The sequence below is a fragment of the Aliivibrio sp. S10_S31 genome (assembly GCF_014694495.1).
Lineage (GTDB): Bacteria > Pseudomonadota > Gammaproteobacteria > Enterobacterales > Vibrionaceae > Aliivibrio > Aliivibrio fischeri.
The window spans coordinates 37,164-58,423 of sequence record NZ_JAAUWR010000016.1; the positions used below are offsets into that span (position 1 = coordinate 37,164).

Consider the following 21,260-nt stretch of genomic DNA (forward strand, 5'->3'; position numbering starts at 1 on the left):
AGTCATGAATAGACTTGGCCTTAATGTATTCTTAGAACAACTTAACAGCTGTGAGCCATTAAGAATTGAATATCATCTCCAGCGCCGTAATACACAGGCTCTTTTCCATGACTGAATAGTTTTAATGGCTTTTCATTGGCTGTGTGATAGCTCAACTTACCATCAAGAATGTGCAGCCATGTACCTTCAGGAATACCAACGACAGGCTCATGCTTGTTCACTTCCAAAAACTCTTGAATACGCTCATCACGAGTTTCACCAAAATGCCCTTCAACGGATGCTTCTAAATAATGAGGGTTAATTTGGAATGGTACTAAATTTAATGAAGGCAGAATAGCGCCAGTAATGATAGGCATATCGTTCGTTGTACGAATCGTTGGGCAACCAATATTTGTGCCTGCACTCCAGCCGATATATGGAACGCCATTATCAAGTACAGCTTTACGAATAGGACCAATCAAACCTAAATCATGCAGTGTTTTATTTAATACCCAAGTATTGCCACCGCTAACCAAAATTCCATCCGCTTCTTGAATGGTCTTTACAGGGTCTTCTGAACGATGCAATCCTGTTACTTTGCAATCTAATCCAAGATGATCAAATGTTTGTTGTACCAAGGCAACACGATCATCATGACTTGAGCGAATAACAGCATAAGGAATAAGAACTAAATTCTTCGCTTTTGTACGTTGAATCTGTTCAATAATCGCGTCACTTGCGAACTCCATTACATGGTTATTGCCCGCAATTTTACCGTTACTTAATAATAAAATATCCATCTTCTTACAGCCTTATGTCTATTTAATATCGCCACAAATGTTTACTTTTATAAAAATAAGCATAGCGATCCAAGAGAGAGCAAAAACCATAACAGAAAAAATAAGGCTAAAACTTGTGTTAGATCTCACCTAACAATGATTAACTCAATGACTTAACATATAATTTTATTTTGGCAGAAGTAAGACAAAAATAAGTGTTTCAAGAAAACTTAACTTGTGAGCAGCCCGAATACAGGCATAATGCGCGTTAAATGATTACTTGGTCTACAATGACGTCTGTATATTCGACGTTTATTAAACTCCTTGAGGTGCAATGAAAATACCAAATAGATTACTGCCATTAGTTGAAGATGGTTTGATAGATGAAGTTCTAACCCAATTAATGAGCGGCAAAGAAGCCTCGGTCTACATTGTTCGTAGCGGCGATAATATTCAATGTGCAAAAGTATACAAAGAGATTGAACAGCGCAGTTTTAAACAAGCTGTCGCCTACCGTGAAGGTCGAAAAGTAAAAAACAGCCGCAGAGCTCGTGCGATGGAAAAAGGCTCTAAATTTGGCCGTGATGAGCAAGAAAAAGTATGGCAAAGTGCTGAAATCGATGCATTATACAAACTATCAGAAGCAGGTGTTCGAGTCCCTACTCCCTATGGTTGTTTTGATGGCGTATTATTAATGGAGCTGGTCACTGATGACGAAGGATCTGTAGCACCTCGCTTAAATGACGTGACCTTAACCAAAGAGCAAGCGATACGTGATCATGACTTAATGATCCAATACGTCACTCGTATGCTGTGTGCAGGTATTGTGCATGGTGACTTGTCTGAGTTTAATGTATTAGTCGATCACCTTGGTCCTGTCATCATCGACCTACCACAAGCCGTTGATGCCTCAGCAAACAATAATGCCAAATGGATGCTTGAGCGTGATGTAAACAACATGACCACCTATTATGGTCAATACGCCCCTGAACTACTTGGTTCTGAATACGCAAAAGAAATGTGGGCATTGTATGAAAGTGGTGAATTAACACCAAACACAAAGCTAACAGGCGTGTTTATTGATGATGGCAAAGATGCCGATGTCGATGGCTTAATGGCTGAAATCAATGCCGTAATGGAAGAAGCTCGTTTACGTAAAGAGCGACAACTTGAAGATCAAGATATCGATTAACCCTTTCAAATTGCAGATAATGGATTATCTGCTAACACTCCACGCTTTCTCTTTCTTCGACCACTTTCTTAAATTCATGATGATGAATAAAGTGATCAATTTGCTCAACAGTTTGTTTCGCATATATTAAACTGGTATGTGAATAATTTAGACACAGATGATCTTTAAGTTCAGGCAATAGCGTTTCTTCTACTGTAACTGTACCGTCAGAAGGCACTTTATCGCGAATAATCGAAGAACGAATACCAATAGACATAGTTCCAGCAATCGATCCTATCGGGCAATCTACGGTTAATTGGTTTACATCGACAAGGCCTTGTTCTTTTGAATTCCCTAAAATAAACCCAAATTTTCTACTTTGTATTTCTTTCGCAATCGAAGAACCTTGAAGTGGGGAACCAATAGTAACGATAGAATCGATAGGGGTATGTTTATCATTATGTGAATTGACAAAATGGACTGCGAGGATACCGCCTAGGCTATGGCCTACGATGACATTTTTTTCAGTTTCAGATAAACAATTACGGATCCGTTTAAAAAGTAATGCTTCATTAATTCGCACAGAATTATAGCTGATCACTTGAATAGTATGACCTTTACGTCTTAAGCGAGAAGCTAATGGTTTCATCACAAGACCATGCATATACAAACCATGTAATACAACAATATGGGCCATTAGCTACTCCTTCAAAATCCATCTATTAACTATGACTATATCAAGAAGTAATCGTTCTCTATATGATAAAAATCATTCAAGTTTAATTAAATACAATCCCATTAATATCTTTAACTAACTCTATCGATTGTCTTTTGCATTTTGAGTTTCTTCGGCTTCATTCTTTAACCATACAGTAAACATCTGATAGGTAAGACTCAGTACAACGGCACCAACAAATAACCCCACAATCCCAGACATTGCCATTCCCCCTAATGCCCCTAACAAAATCACAATAATAGGAATATGAGAGCCACGACTTAACAATATAGGTTTCAAAATTGCGTCACTACTGCTTACCAAAACGCACCAAATAGCAAACAATACGCCAGTAGTCGTAGTATCAACACTAAAAACATAAAAAATGATAGGCAGAAGAATCAAAATCGGCGGAAGCTGGATAATGGCAAAAACAAGAACAAGAAATACCCATAACCCAAGAACTGACACAGAAATACCAACCGCTGCCATTCCTAAGCCTGCCATTGTAGCTTGTATTACTGCAACCCCAATAACCCCTTGAACAACACTTCTTATGGTTACTTTAGAGAGCTTAATTAACTCTTCACCATGTTTACCGGTTAGTCGATTAGTAATCAAAATAAAGGCACGTTCACATTTAGTCGCATTGGCCATAAACACGCCAGCTATAATTGTAGAGACAATAAACTGAATAAAACCACCACCAAGTGAACCAACGAGTGACGCCGCTTTTGCTGCTACCACTTTCACTTCTGCGCTGTATTTAAAAAGTAAGCTTTCTAGGTTCGATGATGCTAAAGACATAAATGAATAAGCTTCATGACCAATAATAGGCCAATCTTGCATACGTTCTTTTGGCTTAGGTATAGCGATACTGCCATCTTGATAACCTAAAAAGAGCTCGGTACCACTGGTATAAATACCGGTAGAAAGTGCAATAAGCGGGATCAGTAATAACAGCACTCCAATAACCGTTAAAATGATACTCACTTTACTTTCGCTTAATGCTGTCTTTTTACTAAAGAAGGCAACAATCGGATACAAGGCCGTTGCAATAATTCCGCCCCATACCATCAATAATAGAAATGGTTTTAAAATAGAAAAACACCATAAAACAAGCACAGACAAAGCACTAATTTTAATAAATGCATCAATCGCTTGGTTAGAGAAATTATGATCAAGTTTCATAAACATTCCTTGTTACTTAAAAGGGATAACCCAAGGTAAATTCGGGTCAGTATTACTTATATGTATAGTGTATTACTCAGCTAAAGTTAGCTTTTTTCTCTTGTAAACCACCAACAGATCAATGATGCGATTGTCACCATTATAACCCCTTGCCAAAATTGAATTGTTAACTCAATGTCTAAAATCCAAGCAGAAAAGAAAGTTGAAAATATAGGAGTAAAATATGAGAAAGTCGCAAGTAATACCATGTTGCCACCAATAATACCGATATTCCATAAGGCATAACCACTTCCCATTACAATACCAGCCAGCAATAGATCGATTGCGGCCTCACTGGTCATCACAATCGAGCCTTCATCACTTATCGCGTATTTGCACCATAATGAAAGTGCGGTTGCAATAAAAAACCACGTAATTGCATTCTTACCATTTGCTAATTTTTTCGTAATATTGCAATAAATTGCCCAAAGAAATGCGCCAGTAAATGCCAAAGAATAACTAACCGGATTACTTGCCGCGTTGTTCATTAATTGAGATATAGATAAGCCCTGATCGCCACTTAGTGTCCACGCGACACCAAAAAAAGACAGTAAAATAGCAGGATAAATGACTTTGCTTACTGGTTTTTTACTCGCAAGCACAGCAAACAACACCGTTAACGATGGCCATAAATAATTGATAATACTCATCTCAACCGCTTGGTTACGACTGTTTGCCATACCTAACGCTAAAGATAAACACATTTCATAGCAAACAAATAAGCCACCACCAATGAGCAAATAACGAGGTGAAAACAATTTTAATTTAGGTAAACCTACAGTAAAAATTAAAAACAACGAACCCACGCTATAAATCATAGCAGCCCCACCTATCGGGCCAAGTTGTTCACTTACATTACGAATAAGCCCAACAATTAAGCTCCACAACAAAATAGCTGAACAACCCGCTACAGTATATTTATATGATGAATTCACTTTTTTTGTTCCTAATTACAAGGTCTCAGATAACATAGAGACACTTTATCATTTTCAATCGATTTTTATTAACAAAAACATCAATAGAAAAAAACAGATAATTATTTTTAAACCATTATTATCTTCAATAGAATTTTTATGTCATCATTTATTTTGAAGCTTAAAATTATTAAGACAAAGCACAAACTATTCACTAATAAAAAAAGATGATGGACTATTATGTTTAAAAATTTATCGCTTAAAAACAAGCTTGCGATCTCCGCAAGTGCTGCAATTATACTCGGGGGAGTATTGGTTGAAGCTCTTTCTTTCAAAGCCTCATTAGATCGCTTAGATACGGAAGTTGAACAACGATTAGAAAGCACCACCGCTTCATATAATCAATACGTAACAGACTGGATTACCTCTAAAGAACGCTCCTTAACCTCATTGCCTGCGGAAGCCAAAAACGACGCTATCGTTGTCCATCTAAAACAAATTCGTGACTCTGGTAAATTTGATAATATTTTTCTCGCCTACCCAGACGGTTCTCAAGTAAACGCTAACGATGTCATATTACCTCCAGATAATAATGACCCAAGAAAATGGGGATGGTACACAAACGCTGTTGCCGCTCCTTCCAAAGTCTTTATGGACAACCCAACCGTTGCTGCTGCAACTGGGGCAAATGTTGTTTCTTTAGGAAAAGCGTTAAATTTACATGGGCAACAAGTGGTATTAGGTGCTGATGTAGAAATTACCGATATTTTAAACAGCATGGAAAAAGTTATTTTCCCTGGTGACGGTTTCATGTTTATCGCTAATGATAAAGGGAACATTTTTACCCACCCTGATACTAACCTTCTAAATAAATCGGTATCAGAAGTCGGTTTAACCTTCGCAACAATTGAGCAAGCAGCCAATACCAATAGAGATATAACCATTGAAATCAATAATGACGAATTCATTATTTATGCTAAAAGAATTGATGGAACAAGCTTAATTACCGTTAGTGTTATTAATTATGACTCATTAGTTGCGCCATTATTTGATGCAATTTCAGGTCAAATATTAGTAACGGTTTTTGTTGTTCTTATCTGTGCCGTACTTTTCAATTTGCTTTGTACGATACTGTTCCGCCCATTAAATAATGTCTCTCAAGCCTTAGCTCAAATCGCTAATGGTAGTGGTGATTTAACGCAACGTATTCATGTTGAAAACAACGATGAAGTTGGACAATTAGCAAATAACTTCAATACATTTGTAGAGAGTTTACAACAGCTTATTCAACATATACGCCATCAATCACAACAGCTTACTGATGGTTCAGAGCAAAGCACTAACCGTGCAAACAACTCAGTAAAAGAACTTAATCTACAGCAACAAGAAATCACAATGGTTGCAACCGCTGTAACCGAAATGGCCTCTGCAACTCGTGAAATCGCATCACATGCAGAACAAACAGCTGAAGCCGCTCAAAACTCATCAACAAGCACTGAAAAAGGCCATTCATTAGTTGTAGAAACCAAAGCATCAATTAATAATCTTGCCAATGAAGTTGCTGAAGCAAGTAATGTAATTAGTGAATTACAGCAGCATTCACAAGAGATAAATACCGTTTTAGCTACCATACAAGGCATTGCAGAACAAACTAACCTGTTAGCACTAAATGCGGCAATCGAAGCTGCTCGTGCCGGAGAGCAAGGACGTGGATTTGCAGTCGTGGCTGATGAAGTTCGTGTACTATCACAACGTACACATACTTCAACAGAAGAGATAAAATCAACTATTGATATCCTACAGCAAACCACTAGCCGAGCAGTAAGCTTAATGCAAAGCAGTTCTTCGTTAGCTGGTCATTCAGTTGAAGATGCAGATCGCGCAGCATTAGCACTTGAAGAAATCAGTGCTTCAGTAACACTGATCAGTGATATGGCAACTCAAATTGCAACAGCTGCAGAAGAACAAACTCACGTTACTGGTGAGATAACTCAGAACGTAACATCAATCAAAGACGTTACTGATCAGTTAGTAATAGATTCTGAAGACAGTTTAACTCAATCACATGATCTTAAAGAACAAGCTATTGAATTAAGTGAAAAAGTGGCAACATTTAAACTATCGTAAACTGACAGCAATATAATAAAAGTGGTGAGTTAGCTCACCACTTCAACTGTTTTATGCTGAGGACCTAAATAAGTGCCTTCATCAATAAAATAACGCAGTGACTCTTCACACTCAGGGCATTCAAACACTTCATTCGGTTCAATCTCTTCATCTTCAACCCAATCCCAACCAATATGTTCTTCACAACTAGGACAATCCACTTTAATTCCTCATTAAACGTTTTAATATCATATTTATCTAAATACATTACTCGGATAAAAACATAAATTTATCAGTTATGTTTATCATCATAATATTTTGTTATATTGATAATCAACAATACACTAATGACATGGTGATTTATGCTTAACCCTTTATGGCTTAATACCTTTTGCACTTTAGTTAATGTCGGGCATTTTACTCAAACGGCAGAAAAGCTTTTTATGACACAACCGGGTGTCAGTCAACACATAAAAAAATTAGAACAAGCTTGTGATTATGACTTATTAAAACGTGAGGGGAAAAGTGTCGAACTTACTGAACAAGGCCGTCTTGTTTATGAATATGCCAATAGACAAAAGCAAAATGAAGCCCAACTCATTGAAGCATTAAGTTTTGATGACCCATATAAAGGACTATGTAAGTTATCTTGCTCAGGTGCATTAGCGCTATCTCTTTATCCTGAATGCATCAACTTACAAAAAGCACATCCAAATCTGACGACCTCTCTAGAGGCTGCACCAAATCATAAGATTTTGGACGATATTCAACGTGGATCCATTGATATTGGTATTGTTACTCATAACCCAACACCAAGCTTATTTAGTAGTGAAGAACTAACTGAAGAGCCTCTTTGCCTAGTATTACCAAAACATTATCAAAACACCCCCATCACTCTTGAAACCTTAATGCAATGCGGGTTAATAAAACACCCGGATGCAGAGCACTATTTATCACTGTATTTTGATAACTGTAAGGATCACGAATTAGAAAGTGGTAATGCAAATGAGTTTCCAGTGGCCAGTTACATCAATCAATTAAGCCAAATTTTATTGCCTGTTGCTCAAGGTATTGGCTTTACTGTATTGCCACAAAGTGCCATCGACGCCTTCCCCGATAAACAAGAGCTGTATATTCACGAGCCAACCCAATTGGTTATGGAACGTCTGTTTTTAGTTCACAAACGAAACAGAGACTTACCAAAACGCTATCAAACGTTAATAGAGAGAATCAAACAAGTATTACTTTCTTAAAGCCCTAAAACCAAAAAACTCCTGATTATCAGGAGTTTTATTTTTTACCACTTTTTAGCCACATCTTTTGCAGTGTCTTTCCAGTATTGAATTCGCGCACGTTGCAATTGGGCTTTTCTTGTTCTTTTCATAAGAGACTTCCTTCTAACATTCATTTACTCGTCAATGAGCAACTTCATGAATTTCCTTACCCTTTGAATCTATCGAAGAGTTGCTCACATTGCGAGGATCAAGATCACGAATATTTAAACGTACCGCGTGTTTTTACTTTATTTATATGATCTTAATACCACATCCACCCATTCTTAATACAAAAACACAATTTTTCTTTCACACCACAGTGAAACATTAATGACATGAAAATTCACTAAAACTGTCAGAAAATCGCCTCAAAATCGTCATAAAGACTCTCTAGGATGACAATCAAATTATTGATGTAGTCCAAAAGGATAGAGACAAATGAAAACATTGCTAACCAGTGCGACATTACTCGTTACTACTTTATCAACGCCATTAATGGCAAAAGAAGCCAACATTCAATCTCTTGTCAATGCTGCCAAAAAAGAAGGGCAAGTATACAGCGTTGGTATGCCGGGAAGCTGGGCAAACTGGAAAGATACATGGAACGATTTAAATAAACTGTATAGCCTAAAGCATCAAGATACGGACATGAGTTCAGCTCAAGAAATTGCGAAATTTGCAGCAGAGAAGAACAACGCTACCGCTGATATCGGTGATGTCGGTTTTGCTTTTGCACGAGTTGCAGTAAAAAAAGGCGTTACACAAGCCTATAAACCAACCACTTGGGATTCAATCCCTGATTGGGCTAAAGATAAAGACGGTCACTGGGCACTTGCTTATACAGGCACAATCTCTTTCATCTCAAATAATAAGTTAGTAAAAAATCCACCGACATCTTGGGACGATTTATTAGAAGGAAATTACAAAGTCAGCGTTGGTGATGTTGGTGTGGCAGCACAAGCAAATAACGCTGTATTAGCTGCCGCTTTTGCAAAAGGTGGAGATGAAAGCAATCTAAAACCTGCGATTAAATTCTTTGCAGAGTTAGCCAAGCAAGGTCGCTTATCTTATACCGACCCAGGTTTAGCTAATCTAGAAAAAGGGGAAGTCGAGGTTGCGCTACTGTGGGACTTTAATGCTTTAAATTATCGTGACAAATTAGGACGAGATCGCTTTAGTGTTAATATTCCTCAGGATGGCTCTGTTATTTCTGGATACACCACTATCATAAATAAATTTGCTAAAAACCCAAATTCGGCAAAATTAGCACGTGAATACATCTTCAGTGATCAAGGACAGATTAACCTAGCAGAAGGTTACGCCCGCCCTATTCGTAGTGATGTTGTGTTGCCACAATCAATCCAAGATAAGTTAATTCCTAACGATCAATACACCAATGTTCAACCTGTAAGTGATTTTAAAGCATGGGAAAAATCCGCGCGTAAATTACCTCGCCAATGGCAAGAAAACGTATTAATTAACCAGCAGTAAGAGAACTCCATGAGCAGTAAGACTATTCTTGTTGTTCTCGATGGCCTTAATTACCAAGTAGCTCATGATTGTATGGGCTACTTAACAGGGTTAATTGAGCATCAAAGAGCAACGCTATATAAAATTCAATCCGAATTACCTTCAATGTCTCGCCCATTATATGAGTGTTTATTAACGGGTATATCTCCTGTAAATAGTGGCATTGTAAACAATGAAATTGTGCGATTATCTAACCAAGATTCCATATTCAGTTTAGCGACAAGCCAAGGTAAAACAACGGCAGCCGCTGCTTATCATTGGGTTAGTGAACTCTATAATATCGCTCCTTATCATGCGACACGTGATCGCTTTACCAACAACAAGCAACTCAACATTCAGCATGGTTGTTTCTATCATTGGGACCACTATCCTGATGAAGCGTTATTTCTTGATGCTGAGCACCTGCGCCGTACGCACCAACCGGATTTTTTATTAATCCACCCAATGAACATTGATGATATTGGACATAAATTTGGTCTGGATTCTCGTCAATATCGAAATAGTGCCCGCACTGCTGACATTATTTTATCTAACTACATTGATAACTGGCTAAACGACGGCTATCAAGTCCTTATTACCAGCGATCATGGTATGAATAACGATCTATCACATGGTGGAAACCTACCAGAAGAGCGTGACGTCCCCTTATTTGTTATTGGAGAGCGCTTTACTCACCAAGCATCCGATAACATCCAGATTAAGCAAACGGATATTTGCGGTGTGTTATGTCAATTATTAAGCCTTAAACACAACAAAACTTATCCTCAGGAATTATTAGTATTATGAGTAGTTCTGCAGTCACTCACCCAAGCAACGCATCAAATAAATCGATTATTGCTTGGATAAAGAAAATGAAACCAGCAATTTGGATTGCTCCATTAGCACTGTTTTTTTATCTCTTTCAATTAGCGCCAATGATTTGGGTATTCATCAATAGTTTCATTTATGAAGATGAATACTCATTTGAAAACTACCAAGAAATATTCGATTCTAGCTTTATGCTACAAGGGTTTAGTAACAGTCTATGGTTATCGATATGGTCCAGCTTAATAGGCTTAATGATTGCGACACTCTTGGTTTCGTCACTTCGTCGCATTGATAGTAAGCTACGTGATGGCGTTATTGCTTTCACTAACATGAGCAGTAACTTTTCAGGTGTAACATTAGCGTTTGCTTTCATTATAATTCTTGGTGTCAATGGGGCATTTACCCTATTGCTTAAACAATATGGATTAATTGATGATTTTAATCTCTATGGGAAATGGGGATTGCTTTCTCTATACATCTACTTTCAGATCCCACTTGCCGTGTTATTACTTTATCCCGCTTTTGATGCATTAAGTGATGATTGGCAAGCGGCATCAGCATTACTTGGCGCTAAAACATGGCAGTACTGGACCAAAATAGCGCTGCCAGTACTCTTCCCTGCGCTACTAGGTACATTCATTATTCTTATCGCCAACGCCATAGGGGCTTATGCGAGTGTATATGCCTTAACCAATGGTAACTACAACGTAATTACTGTACGTATCGCTAGTCTCGTTTCTGGTGATTTATTCCTAGAACCAAATTTAGCGGCCGCTATTTCCGTTATATTAATGGCCATTCTGGCTTTTATTACCATAGTTAATCAGTGGCTTATCGCTAGGAGTTATCATGCAAAACGCTAATACCGCATTTCATAAATCGGTGGTTTACTCTATTGTCGGATTAATGATGATCCCCATCATCGCTACTTTTATTTATTCGATTTCATCTCGTTGGGGAGCCACCATTTTACCCGATGGATTTTCTCTACAATGGTATGGTCAACTCTTAACAGATGAGCGATTTTTAGCCGCTTTTGGACGCTCATTATTTATTGGCATTTCTGCATTAACGCTAAGTGTTGTCTTAATTGTCCCTGCTATTTTTGTTGTGTTTTATTACTTTCCAAAACTCGACAAAGTAATGAATATTCTGATCTTATTGCCTTTTGCAGTACCACCTGTGGTCTCCTCTGTTGGATTATTGCAAATCTATGCAGATAGCAGTATCCCTTTAGTGGGAACGCCTTGGATATTAATTGGAACCTACTTTACCATTGCACTTCCATTTATGTACCGTGCTATCGCAAATAGCTTTGAATCCATTAATTTACAAGATCTTATGGATGCAGCTCATTTATTAGGGGCCAGTACAACAAGAGCATTTCTCTTGATCATTCTTCCTAATTTACGTAAAGGACTAATGGCCTCACTTTTTCTCTCTTTCTCTTTTTTACTAGGTGAATTTGTATTCGCTAATATCTTAGTTGGCACACGCTATGAAACCTTACAAATCTATCTCTACAACATGCGTCAAACCAGTGGGCACTTCACGTCTGCATTAGTGATGACCTATTTCTTGTTTATCTTTTTACTGACTTGGTTAGCAAGTCGCTTTAACCGAGGTATTAAATAATGAGCTATGTAAACGTAAGTCAATTAACAAAACGTTTTGGTGACAATACGGTTTTTGAAAACGTAAATTTTAATATAGAGAAAGGCGAGTTTATTACTTTGCTAGGTCCAAGCGGATGCGGTAAATCAACCCTACTTCGTAGCCTAACAGGATTAGATCCTATCAATAATGGGGAGATTTGGGTTAATGGCGAAAACATAACAGGACAAACACCACAACAGCGTGGTATTGGCATGGTATTTCAATCTTATGCGCTTTTTCCAAACATGACCGTAAAAGAAAACATCGCTTTTGGTTTAAAAATGAAAAAGATAGACGCAAATACGATTGAAAAAGAAGTCTATAAAGTTATTGAATTAGTTGATTTAAACGGTAAAGAAGATCGCTACCCTCATCAACTTTCAGGTGGGCAACGTCAACGAGTAGCGCTCGCTAGAGCTCTGGTTGTAAAACCGAGGATCTTATTACTTGATGAGCCTTTATCTGCACTTGATGCCAAAATAAGAAAGCGTCTCCGTCAACAAATCCGTGATATTCAAAAAGAACTAAACTTAACTACGATCTTTGTTACTCATGATCAAGAAGAAGCGATGATCATGTCAGATCGCATCTTCTTAATGAATCAAGGTGAAATTGTTCAGCAAGGATCACCCGAAGAGATTTATACTCAACCTGCAAATGAATTTGTGGCAAGCTTCATGGGACATTACAATTTGGTTGATGCACCAAAAGCCAAACAATTATTTGATATTGAAACCGAATGGAAAGTCGCTATACGCCCTGAATCGATTTATGTAAAAGAAGAAGGCAGGCACTATGCTGAACATATTTCTTCACCAAAACAAGGGATTATCAAAAATCATCAACTGCTTGGTAATGTCATTCGCTATCAAGTGGATGTTAATGATTGCGACTTAACCGTTGATTTACTTAATCGTTCATCAGAAAGACTATTAGCAGCGGGAAGTAAACTAGAGTTACTTTTTAATCTTAACGAAATTCAGCCAGTGAGAGCCTAAACATGACACACCCACTTTATATATTTGATCTTGATGAGACCTTGATTAATGGTGATTGCGCCATGATTTGGAATGAATTTTTAGTTGATAAAGGCATTGTCACAACACCTGATTTTTTAGAAGAAGACAAACGCTTAATGACGCTGTATTCACGAGGTTTAATGGACATGGAAGATTATCTTACCTTTGCCATGTTCCCACTAAAAAACATACCAACAAATCAAGTAGAAGTACTCGTTGAAGAGTGCGTTAAACAACACATACTTCCTCTTTTATTCCCAGAAGCGAAAATACTCATTAACCAGCTAAAAGCAGATAATGTAGATATGATTGTTATTTCAGCTTCTGTCAGTTTTCTTGTAAAAATCGTAGCCAAGAACATAGGTATAGAACATGCAATTGGAATTGATTTAAAAGAAAAAAATGGCTGTTATACAAGACACATACTTGGTGTTCCAAGTTACAGAGAAGGCAAGGTATCTCGACTAACAGAATGGTTAAATGGAGGAGATAAAACCTATTCTGCTCTTCATTTTTATACTGATTCAATCAACGATTTACCATTATGTTTGTACGCAGATCATACGTACTTGGTAAATCCTTGTGAACAATTAGCAGTATATTCAAAAAAGAAAAATTGGCCGATACTTGCTTGGGGAAGCCAATAAATCAGAAATTATCCTTAAATTTCGTGATAACTGGTTTAAAACGAAACCATAAAATTACCAATAGTTTGATTATGGCTATTGGTAATACTGCCTTCACCTGTCTCTTCACTGTATGAGAAATCAACATCAAGCGAATCAAGTTGTCCTTTCATTAAAAGATTACGTAGTAATACATCGCTGTTTAATTGATGAACTACTGCGTCCCACGACACATTGTTTTTAAAAATTGTGAAATTTACGTTCATTAAATACCTTTGTTTTTTTAAGAGTTACTTTAAATTTTATTTATCAATTAGTTAGTTAAATAAAATTCAATTAAAATTGTGTAATTTTAGTATGTTAGAGAAAAATGATGGATTAAAACTAATGAAGTAGATGTTACTGAGAGATTTATGGCAAGTACGAAACAGGAGCAGGTGTTTGAAATGTTGCAATCTTACAAGTAGAGCTAATTTAAGTATTAATTGTGCATTATAAAGTAGCGCAAATGGCGTAAACACCACCTGCGCAACTTATTTGAAATTAAAGCGCTACAACGTTAGCAGCTTGAGGGCCTTTTTGGCCTTGCTCAACTTCAAAAGAAACTTTTTGGCCTTCAGCAAGAGTTTTGAAACCTTCTGAAGCGATAGCACGGAAATGTACGAATACGTCAGCGCCGCCGTTATCTTGAGTGATGAAACCGAAACCTTTTTCTTCGTTAAACCATTTAACGATACCAGTTGTTTTAGACATATTATGTCCCTTCTTAGTAAAAATTCATAAAAATCGCATATGCGATGTGCTTGAGCTTGAATTATTAAATGTGGCGATAAAGCTAAGGGAGACACTGAGGATAACAACACTTACGAAGAAATTCTGAGGGCTTACTTTTACTTGATGTTCACTAACAACTCTGAGCAACAGAGCGAGAACAATAGTACTTGATTACTGATCGTTGTAAAGACTTTTCTAATATTTTTAAAAAAACTGTAAAAAAACCACGACATAAACAGCAATATTTTCTTAATTTAATTCCTATATAAATACAAAAAGCCGCCATCAGAAATAGCGACTTTTTACTTTATAATCAATAACTTTTAAATGACAAATTAAATTGCCTGATCATTCCTATCAAATGTAAATTGAACATCTTGGCTTGAATAATTAGGCAATGTCAGTTTAATCACAGGAATTGCAATCCCCGTAGTTTGATAAAAATCTTTTTGATAACTTTGAGCTTCATTTCTTCCATGAGAACCCGAGTCTGCCGTATAAAAGAAAGTTTGAATAGGTAAAATATCTCCAATATTTTGATCCCATACAGCCAATCTTAATTCGTTCTGAGTTCCAAAAGATTCAGTAGAGATTTTAGCCATTGATTTGATACCTTCAGCAAAATTCTGTGTTGTATCAGAAGATGCATCCTCTCTTAAGTTAAATGAACATTGATGAGTATGACTATTATTTCCATTAGAATAATGGTTTTTCCATGCACTTGCGGTATAGATACCTTGTTCATCACAAGACTGACTACCAGAAACACCTGGATATGTTCCACATCCGTTTTTCGATCGAGTATTCGTGGCAGCATCAATAGGGTAAAAACATAAGTAATCTAAATCAATTTTGTCTTTTGGACCGCCAAAAATTTGATAAATGATATAGCCACTATCATAACCATAAGCTAGTTTCGAGTATTTAGAATCTTTACGAAGATAAGAAAAGGATACGCCTCCACTATTAATTGCATTTGGACTTGGATTCCAAACGTGATAATTACCAGGCTTATTACCACGGAAAGTAATCCCCGAACACAAAAACGCAGGAGAACCATTACAATCTTGCGAAGTATCATTGTAATCCTTCTTTAATGCATCGACTAATGAACTACCTTGCTGTTGTGTAATAACACTATTCCCACTACGACTTACTGCTGCATCATCATTTGCCAGCACAGACAAACTAAGAGGTAGAACAAACCAACTGATCAATTTTATAAATTTCATAATATATTCCATATATTTAAGTTTTAATTAATGCACATCACTGCGGTCAATACACGTTACGTAATCGGTATACGTGTCATAACCGTCATCACTATTACCATTACTCAAATCAAGCCAGAAATGAGCATCGGGATCAGAACCCGACCCTGATACGGTAGACGACCAGTAATATGTATTGGTTGGCCATTGATATACCCCCATATCACCATATTCATTCTGCAATGTTTTTAAGTCCCATATCGTTGGTAATGTCCATGATGAACTTCCACCAATACGTAAACCTTCACAAAATTGCTTTGCTGTGTCTGGATGATATTTAGGATATTTATAGCCGTTTTCATTGTTGTACCCATCATAATTATGATAAGAACCAACCTGATCTAATTGCTCAACATTGACTGGACAAGAAACTTTAGCACCGCTTGATAACGTCACTATTCCACCATCGTTTGAGCAAGTAGGTGTATATTTATCATCATCTTCAGTGATAGCTAATGACGTTATACAACTTTGATTTCCTTCAATTTGCCCTGTACTTTTAGGGACAACACAGAACTCAATGTGCTGGCCAACAAGAGAGGCATCATTTTTTAAATTGAAAGTAGAAGAGAAATGCTCTGTTCCTTTATCTCGATATAATTCTTCGTGAGTTTCCACCACAGTCCACGTGCGCAAACTGTTTTTTTCTTCTGCGCCAGAATCAGCAGCAACATAAAGATAATCACCTTTTAATTTCTCGCCTATAACGGGCACATCAGGGGTTATTCGTAACGACGATACCGAAGGTAAGCTCTCTTCCCCTGTCTTCCAGGTTGTTACTTCATCACCACAACTAGGATGGTATGCAAGAAAATAAGACACGCTGTTATCAGGGGCTTGCGTGGAATACAAATCAATAGGCATGCCATCGCAAGTCAACGTAATATCATCAACATTAGCGCCATTAGCCCAACTGTTTAAAATATTACTTCCTGCCCCCAAGCCTTGGTGGTTTACAGCAGCAAATGCATTACCACTAGCAATGGTTTCACTAGCAGGAGCAACAAATGCATTTAAAGCATCAGGTGACAGTTCGGCACTTTGTAACGCATCAATATAATTCCCGTCACTATCAAGTACCAAAGCACCTTCATTGGATGTTCTCGTCACTAAACGGGTATTTTCGCCATACGTTTTTTTGGTATGTAGATTCCCCCATTGCGCCAGTTTTCCAGTTGATACATCCGTGGCAATAAAGCTGCATCGAGTCGAACTTAACTGGGGACTTTTCATATTTGATAAGAAATCAGAAGTTGATGAATTTATCTTTCCTCCACAAGCATCATCCCCCCACGCATAGATAGTTGAATTAGAAATAACCGCAAAGGCTTTTTCTGTTGCTTGTATGCTCGAACTTCCAGAACTATTTAAAATCGAAGAAATATCACTAGGAATAGTGCCCGACTCTGAATTATTTCCCCCCCATGCAACGTATTTATTACTCTGTGTTTTAACTAAAAACGCATCTTTCGTGGTATAAATAGACTGCACAACTTCTTTTTTTAAAGCCTTCTTAGCATCCTCAGATATTGTCCCACCAGCGGCGGCGTCACCCCATACCTTAATCTTTCCTGATTCTAAAAGCGCAACCCAAGCGATAGGCTCACCGATAGTTCCTCCAGAGTGATAAATTGAGCGTATTGTGTTGGAAGAAGTAACTGCATCAATAGTGTTTTCTGTTCCTGTCGACGGAGTATACTCAATAAGTGAACCATCGGTTTTTACTATCATGAATGATTCTGTTCCTGGATAAACAGACTGGATATTTTCAATCGCTTTTTCTTCGCCACGAATAACACCATTTCCCCAAGCAACGCCATGGTGGAATACAGGATCTAAAGCCAGAAAAGCATTACCAGATGCATACATTTGGCTTGGTTTAATAAACGCTAATAATTCATCTAATGTACTTCCTGCTTCTATTCCCCCCCCAAACTGTGGATTACCAAATGCCATCACACTTTGATATTCACCCTTATTTTGAATAATAAAAGCGCCTGCTGCGAGGTTAATCCCAGCAGTACCCGGTAATGGTTCACTATTATTAAAGCGATAATTATTTGTTTGATTAAACCAACTGTTATTCGCTTCACTTTGAGGGATTAACATTGGTTGTGCAGCCATCACTACTGGACTTAATACATTAGCCAACAAAAGTGCGATAATAGACTTTTTCATTATTATTCCTTTTTTATTATTTTTATTACTCATTGAACACACCATCAGGAACAGAATTGCCCCACATCACGACAGCATTAGACCCCCTAACATAAAACCCCCCAGCGGTTTCCTCCTCGAACTCAGAAAACGTATTAAAACTACCAATTTGAGAAATATCAGAAAGATCATTAATGGCACTACGTAAGTTCAAACTAGAGTCATCAGAAGAAATACACTGGTGTCCATCAGGAATACAACCTCCTTGATTTAACCCTCCCCACGCATACACATCATCCATCGCCTTCATCAAGAAAGCGTGATTATTGCCAATGACATTAGCTATTGAAAAGGTAGGAATATTGCTTGGTAAAGTTCCGCCATACTGCTTATCTCCCCACACAAAAAGATGTGAACTGTCATATAAAGCAATGGCTTTTTCTGTTGATGCACAATGAAAATCATCGGTAATCGTTGTTGCATTTAACTCGGTTTGAATATTTGATGGAATATAGCCAGCACCGTAATCATTTCCCCAAGCAGCCACCCCTTTATTACCATCCGAAATAGCAACAAACGATGCATCAGAAGCACATAAACGGGTAATAGGGTTTGCATTAGTAAAGTCAGTAGCTGCAGAACTTAATAAGCCACCATAATATGAATCACCCCATGCTTTTACCTTCCCTGATGTGGTGATCCCAGCAAATGCATAACGAGTTGCGTACACCGCTTGGATATTTTGATGCTGCTCAAATGGATTATGTCCCCATGAATAAGCGTTTCCATCATTATCGAGCACAGTAAAACTGTCTTGAGACGAGACAATATCTTTAATCGATAAAGCAGATTTCATTTCATCAGGTAATGTGCCGCCATATATGGATTGCCCCCACGCAACAAGCTTTTGCTTACCGCTTGGCATATCAAACACAGCTAAAAATGCTTGAGCGGTATGATAAATTGCCTTTGGCAAACCATCTTTGCTTAACAACTTATCAATGCGTTTTTGAGATTCATTTGATATTGAACCACCACGAACCATATCCCCAGCCGTATTTATTCCACCATTTTTTAAAATGGCAGCCATTGCATAAGGGGCTGGAAAAATTTCTTCGACTTGACTTATATAAGATGGCGTCGTATCAAACTGTCCCCAAATAATGGCATCGTCTGACTCACTTTTAATCGCAAAGCCATCAAGCATAGAATACACTTCTTTTGCTTTAGGTAAGTTAGGAGCATTAGTCACTTCAGAGCCATAACCAATTAATGAAGCATAGCCCTCAGAGCTAAGAGATAACGCCGCAGAATTACTTGTTACAAAGGAAACATCATCTTTTGCATCCGTGGTTGGTGCACTGTATAAACTGAAGTTTTTAGTTTGATTTAAATAACTGAATAACGCATTTTTATTATCAATATCTCCATTAGTAATTAATTCACTTCTGCATTCATTTTCTGATGGAGCATAACTTCCAGGCAGATAAGTCACTTTAATACAGTATCGTAAATATTTATTATTTGTATCTTTTGGTACATTAATTGGAATTTCAGGAAACCCATCACCAGATATATTTCCGCAAGTTAATAAGCCATCTAATTCACATTCCTCCTTATTATTATTGATAATACTTTTTAACGTATCGTCCGTTATTTCACACTCAGATGATTCATCATTTAAAATACAAGCACTGTATAATACTTTTATATCTGAGTCTGGTGTTGTTTTATAATTTATATTTGTTATTTCATTTTCTTTTGGTGGTGAAGATAAATGAAGCTGATCAATAGAAACCCTTGGTAGCTTTGGAACAATAGCATTAGCCATATTCCAGCTACTGGATAGAATGGTAATAGTCATCCCTACCCAATATTTATATTTCATTATATTTATTCCGAACAGATAAAAGCCTCTAATAAAAGAGGCTTTATTATTATTTTATATTGTTATTTATTTAGGGATATCTTCACACACAACTAACGCTAGTGAAGCAGGATCTTGTCCAACAACTTTAAATTCGCCGCCACCAGTACTATCACTTGGTGTATTGTAGATATAACCTACTGCATTATAGTAATTAAAGTAACTACCCGGTTCTGTTGCATCTTTTTCTGAACTCCACAACATACGAACATCGTATGGCCAGTGTTCAGTTTTACCACCTGCTGTTTCAACCGTTAAGTAACTAGAAAATGCAGTTGGATTTGATACTAATCTTAAACCACGGTTAGTACACTCTTGTGCAGCAATATCTTGAGGTAATGCAGCAAAGCCATATACATCATCGCCTGTCATTTCATCTGTTGCTACACCGTTTCCATCAGTACGAACAATGAATTCTGATTCAGTAGCTTCATCACCTTCATCATAATCGGTTTCAATTGACAACATTGGACGATAATAGTTATCAGCAACATTACCACCAGGGAAGTTTTCTTGTATTGTGAAGTTATCACCACCAATACCAGAACCACCGCCTGCTTCAGAAGATAAGGTAACAGAGATCGATACCGTAAGTGGCATTCCTGCTTCTACTGGAACTTCAGCTGTACCTGGATCTTCATCGTCATCAAAAGTTTCAGGCACTAAAAATTGTTTATTTGATGGGCTAGTTACTGTTTTTACTAACGCCCCATCAATTCGCCATTGATAAATAGCATCAGTAATTGCACTTTCGTCAATCGGCGTTGTTTCACCCTTATTATAAACGTTATAAGAAAGGTTAACGATTTCTGTTGCTGCAATGAACTTTCCAACCAACACATCAGAAACTTCTTTTTCATTAATACGTGGGGCGAGGGCATCCAATGTTTGAACGCCATTTAATGACATTTCATTAGAACATTGAATAGAAGATGTAAGATCATTTTGATTAATATATGAAATACATGCTGTTAGATTTTGACTATTACCTAAAATATCAGGAGTAACAATCAATTTCTTACCAAGACCAACAATTGTGCCTTTTTCATCCTTCCATACAAATTTTGGATTTTTAATCTCATCTTTATTTAGATCAGATTTAACAACCAAAATACTATTTTCACGTATACCTTCATCGTTATGATCAATATATACATTTGCAGATGCTGTACCAACAACACCAACAGTTAATAAGGATACCATTGCCAACTGGTTTAATTTAAAATACATATTTATACTCCAACCACTATATGTGGCTATTATTTATAATTTAGATAAAGTTATTTAAACCTTATCTATTTAAAGTACTGCGTTCAATAATTTGA

General features: G+C 37.2%; 20 protein-coding genes. 9 read left to right on the top strand and 11 right to left on the bottom strand.

The window, feature by feature from the left end; translation table 11 throughout:
• Positions 1-41: 41 nt before the first annotated feature.
• Complete coding sequence (gene pepE, locus HC728_RS14145) at positions 42-779, bottom strand: dipeptidase PepE (protein WP_065597831.1); 738 nt, start codon at positions 777-779, stop codon at positions 42-44.
• A gap of 313 nt (positions 780-1,092) precedes the next feature.
• Here pepE and HC728_RS14150 point away from each other — a divergent pair, with 313 nt between their 5' ends.
• Complete coding sequence (locus HC728_RS14150; protein ID WP_017018963.1) at positions 1,093-1,950, top strand: PA4780 family RIO1-like protein kinase; 858 nt, start codon at positions 1,093-1,095, stop codon at positions 1,948-1,950.
• A 31-nt stretch (positions 1,951-1,981) separates the two neighbouring features.
• Here HC728_RS14150 and HC728_RS14155 read toward each other — a convergent pair whose 3' ends face one another.
• The 3 genes from HC728_RS14155 to yddG all read right to left on the bottom strand — a co-directional run bounded on the left by HC728_RS14155 (position 1,982) and on the right by yddG (position 4,809).
• On the bottom strand, positions 1,982-2,626 hold the full coding sequence (locus HC728_RS14155; RefSeq protein ID WP_190395684.1) for an acetyltransferase: 645 nt from the start codon (positions 2,624-2,626) through the stop codon (positions 1,982-1,984).
• 120 nt (positions 2,627-2,746) lie between these two features.
• Complete coding sequence (locus HC728_RS14160; protein WP_017018961.1) at positions 2,747-3,835, bottom strand: AI-2E family transporter; 1,089 nt, start codon at positions 3,833-3,835, stop codon at positions 2,747-2,749.
• 86 nt (positions 3,836-3,921) lie between these two features.
• The gene (gene yddG / locus HC728_RS14165; protein ID WP_065622484.1) at positions 3,922-4,809 is read right to left on the bottom strand and encodes an aromatic amino acid DMT transporter YddG; all 888 of its coding nucleotides are present in this window, start codon (positions 4,807-4,809) and stop codon (positions 3,922-3,924) included.
• A gap of 219 nt (positions 4,810-5,028) precedes the next feature.
• On the opposite strand from yddG, the gene HC728_RS14170 reads away from it, so the two are divergent.
• The gene (locus HC728_RS14170; RefSeq protein WP_190395685.1) at positions 5,029-6,915 is read left to right on the top strand and encodes a methyl-accepting chemotaxis protein; all 1,887 of its coding nucleotides are present in this window, start codon (positions 5,029-5,031) and stop codon (positions 6,913-6,915) included.
• A 29-nt stretch (positions 6,916-6,944) separates the two neighbouring features.
• Here the strand turns inward: HC728_RS14170 and HC728_RS14175 are convergent, their stop codons facing one another.
• Entirely contained in the window at positions 6,945-7,115 is a 171-nt protein-coding gene (locus tag HC728_RS14175; RefSeq protein ID WP_005423765.1) for a hypothetical protein, read from the bottom strand.
• Between the two features lie 141 nt (positions 7,116-7,256).
• On the opposite strand from HC728_RS14175, the gene HC728_RS14180 reads away from it, so the two are divergent.
• The 7 genes from HC728_RS14180 (at position 7,257) to HC728_RS14210 (ending at position 13,827) form a co-directional block, all read left to right on the top strand.
• Positions 7,257-8,147 (top strand): LysR family transcriptional regulator, encoded by an 891-nt coding sequence (locus HC728_RS14180; RefSeq protein WP_065622482.1) that lies wholly within the window; start codon positions 7,257-7,259, stop codon positions 8,145-8,147.
• A 459-nt stretch (positions 8,148-8,606) separates the two neighbouring features.
• On the top strand, positions 8,607-9,659 hold the full coding sequence (locus HC728_RS14185; RefSeq protein WP_065623298.1) for an ABC transporter substrate-binding protein: 1,053 nt from the start codon (positions 8,607-8,609) through the stop codon (positions 9,657-9,659).
• Between the two features lie 9 nt (positions 9,660-9,668).
• Positions 9,669-10,484, top strand: a complete 816-nt coding sequence (locus HC728_RS14190) for an alkaline phosphatase family protein (protein ID WP_065622480.1) — start codon at positions 9,669-9,671, stop codon at positions 10,482-10,484.
• Positions 10,481-11,368 (top strand): ABC transporter permease subunit, encoded by an 888-nt coding sequence (locus HC728_RS14195; protein WP_065621540.1) that lies wholly within the window; start codon positions 10,481-10,483, stop codon positions 11,366-11,368. The genes HC728_RS14190 and HC728_RS14195 overlap by 4 nt, the downstream gene beginning before the upstream one ends.
• A complete protein-coding gene (locus tag HC728_RS14200) occupies positions 11,355-12,140 on the top strand; it encodes an ABC transporter permease (protein WP_063648091.1) in 786 nt (261 codons plus the stop codon). The genes HC728_RS14195 and HC728_RS14200 overlap by 14 nt, the downstream gene beginning before the upstream one ends.
• Positions 12,140-13,159, top strand: coding sequence for an ABC transporter ATP-binding protein (locus HC728_RS14205; RefSeq protein WP_065621541.1), 1,020 nt, complete (start codon positions 12,140-12,142; stop codon positions 13,157-13,159). Before HC728_RS14200 ends, HC728_RS14205 begins: the two co-directional genes overlap by 1 nt.
• Positions 13,160-13,161: 2 nt before the next feature.
• Positions 13,162-13,827, top strand: a complete 666-nt coding sequence (locus HC728_RS14210) for an HAD family hydrolase (RefSeq protein ID WP_190395686.1) — start codon at positions 13,162-13,164, stop codon at positions 13,825-13,827.
• 35 nt (positions 13,828-13,862) lie between these two features.
• On the opposite strand, the gene HC728_RS14215 is transcribed toward HC728_RS14210, so the two are convergent.
• The 6 genes from HC728_RS14215 to HC728_RS14240 form a co-directional block, all read right to left on the bottom strand.
• Positions 13,863-14,072, bottom strand: a complete 210-nt coding sequence (locus HC728_RS14215) for a hypothetical protein (RefSeq protein ID WP_005423775.1) — start codon at positions 14,070-14,072, stop codon at positions 13,863-13,865.
• Positions 14,073-14,349: 277 nt separating this feature from the next.
• Entirely contained in the window at positions 14,350-14,559 is a 210-nt protein-coding gene (locus HC728_RS14220; RefSeq protein WP_005423776.1) for a cold-shock protein, read from the bottom strand.
• A 356-nt stretch (positions 14,560-14,915) separates the two neighbouring features.
• Entirely contained in the window at positions 14,916-15,812 is an 897-nt protein-coding gene (locus HC728_RS14225; RefSeq protein WP_065604683.1) for a halovibrin HvnA, read from the bottom strand.
• Positions 15,813-15,839: 27 nt separating this feature from the next.
• Entirely contained in the window at positions 15,840-18,029 is a 2,190-nt protein-coding gene (locus tag HC728_RS14230; RefSeq protein WP_065604684.1) for a DUF1566 domain-containing protein, read from the bottom strand.
• A gap of 25 nt (positions 18,030-18,054) precedes the next feature.
• Entirely contained in the window at positions 18,055-19,896 is a 1,842-nt protein-coding gene (locus tag HC728_RS14235) for a hypothetical protein (protein ID WP_017018950.1), read from the bottom strand.
• Between the two features lie 66 nt (positions 19,897-19,962).
• Entirely contained in the window at positions 19,963-21,165 is a 1,203-nt protein-coding gene (locus HC728_RS14240; protein ID WP_017018948.1) for a hypothetical protein, read from the bottom strand.
• Between the last annotated feature and the right edge of the window lie 95 nt (positions 21,166-21,260).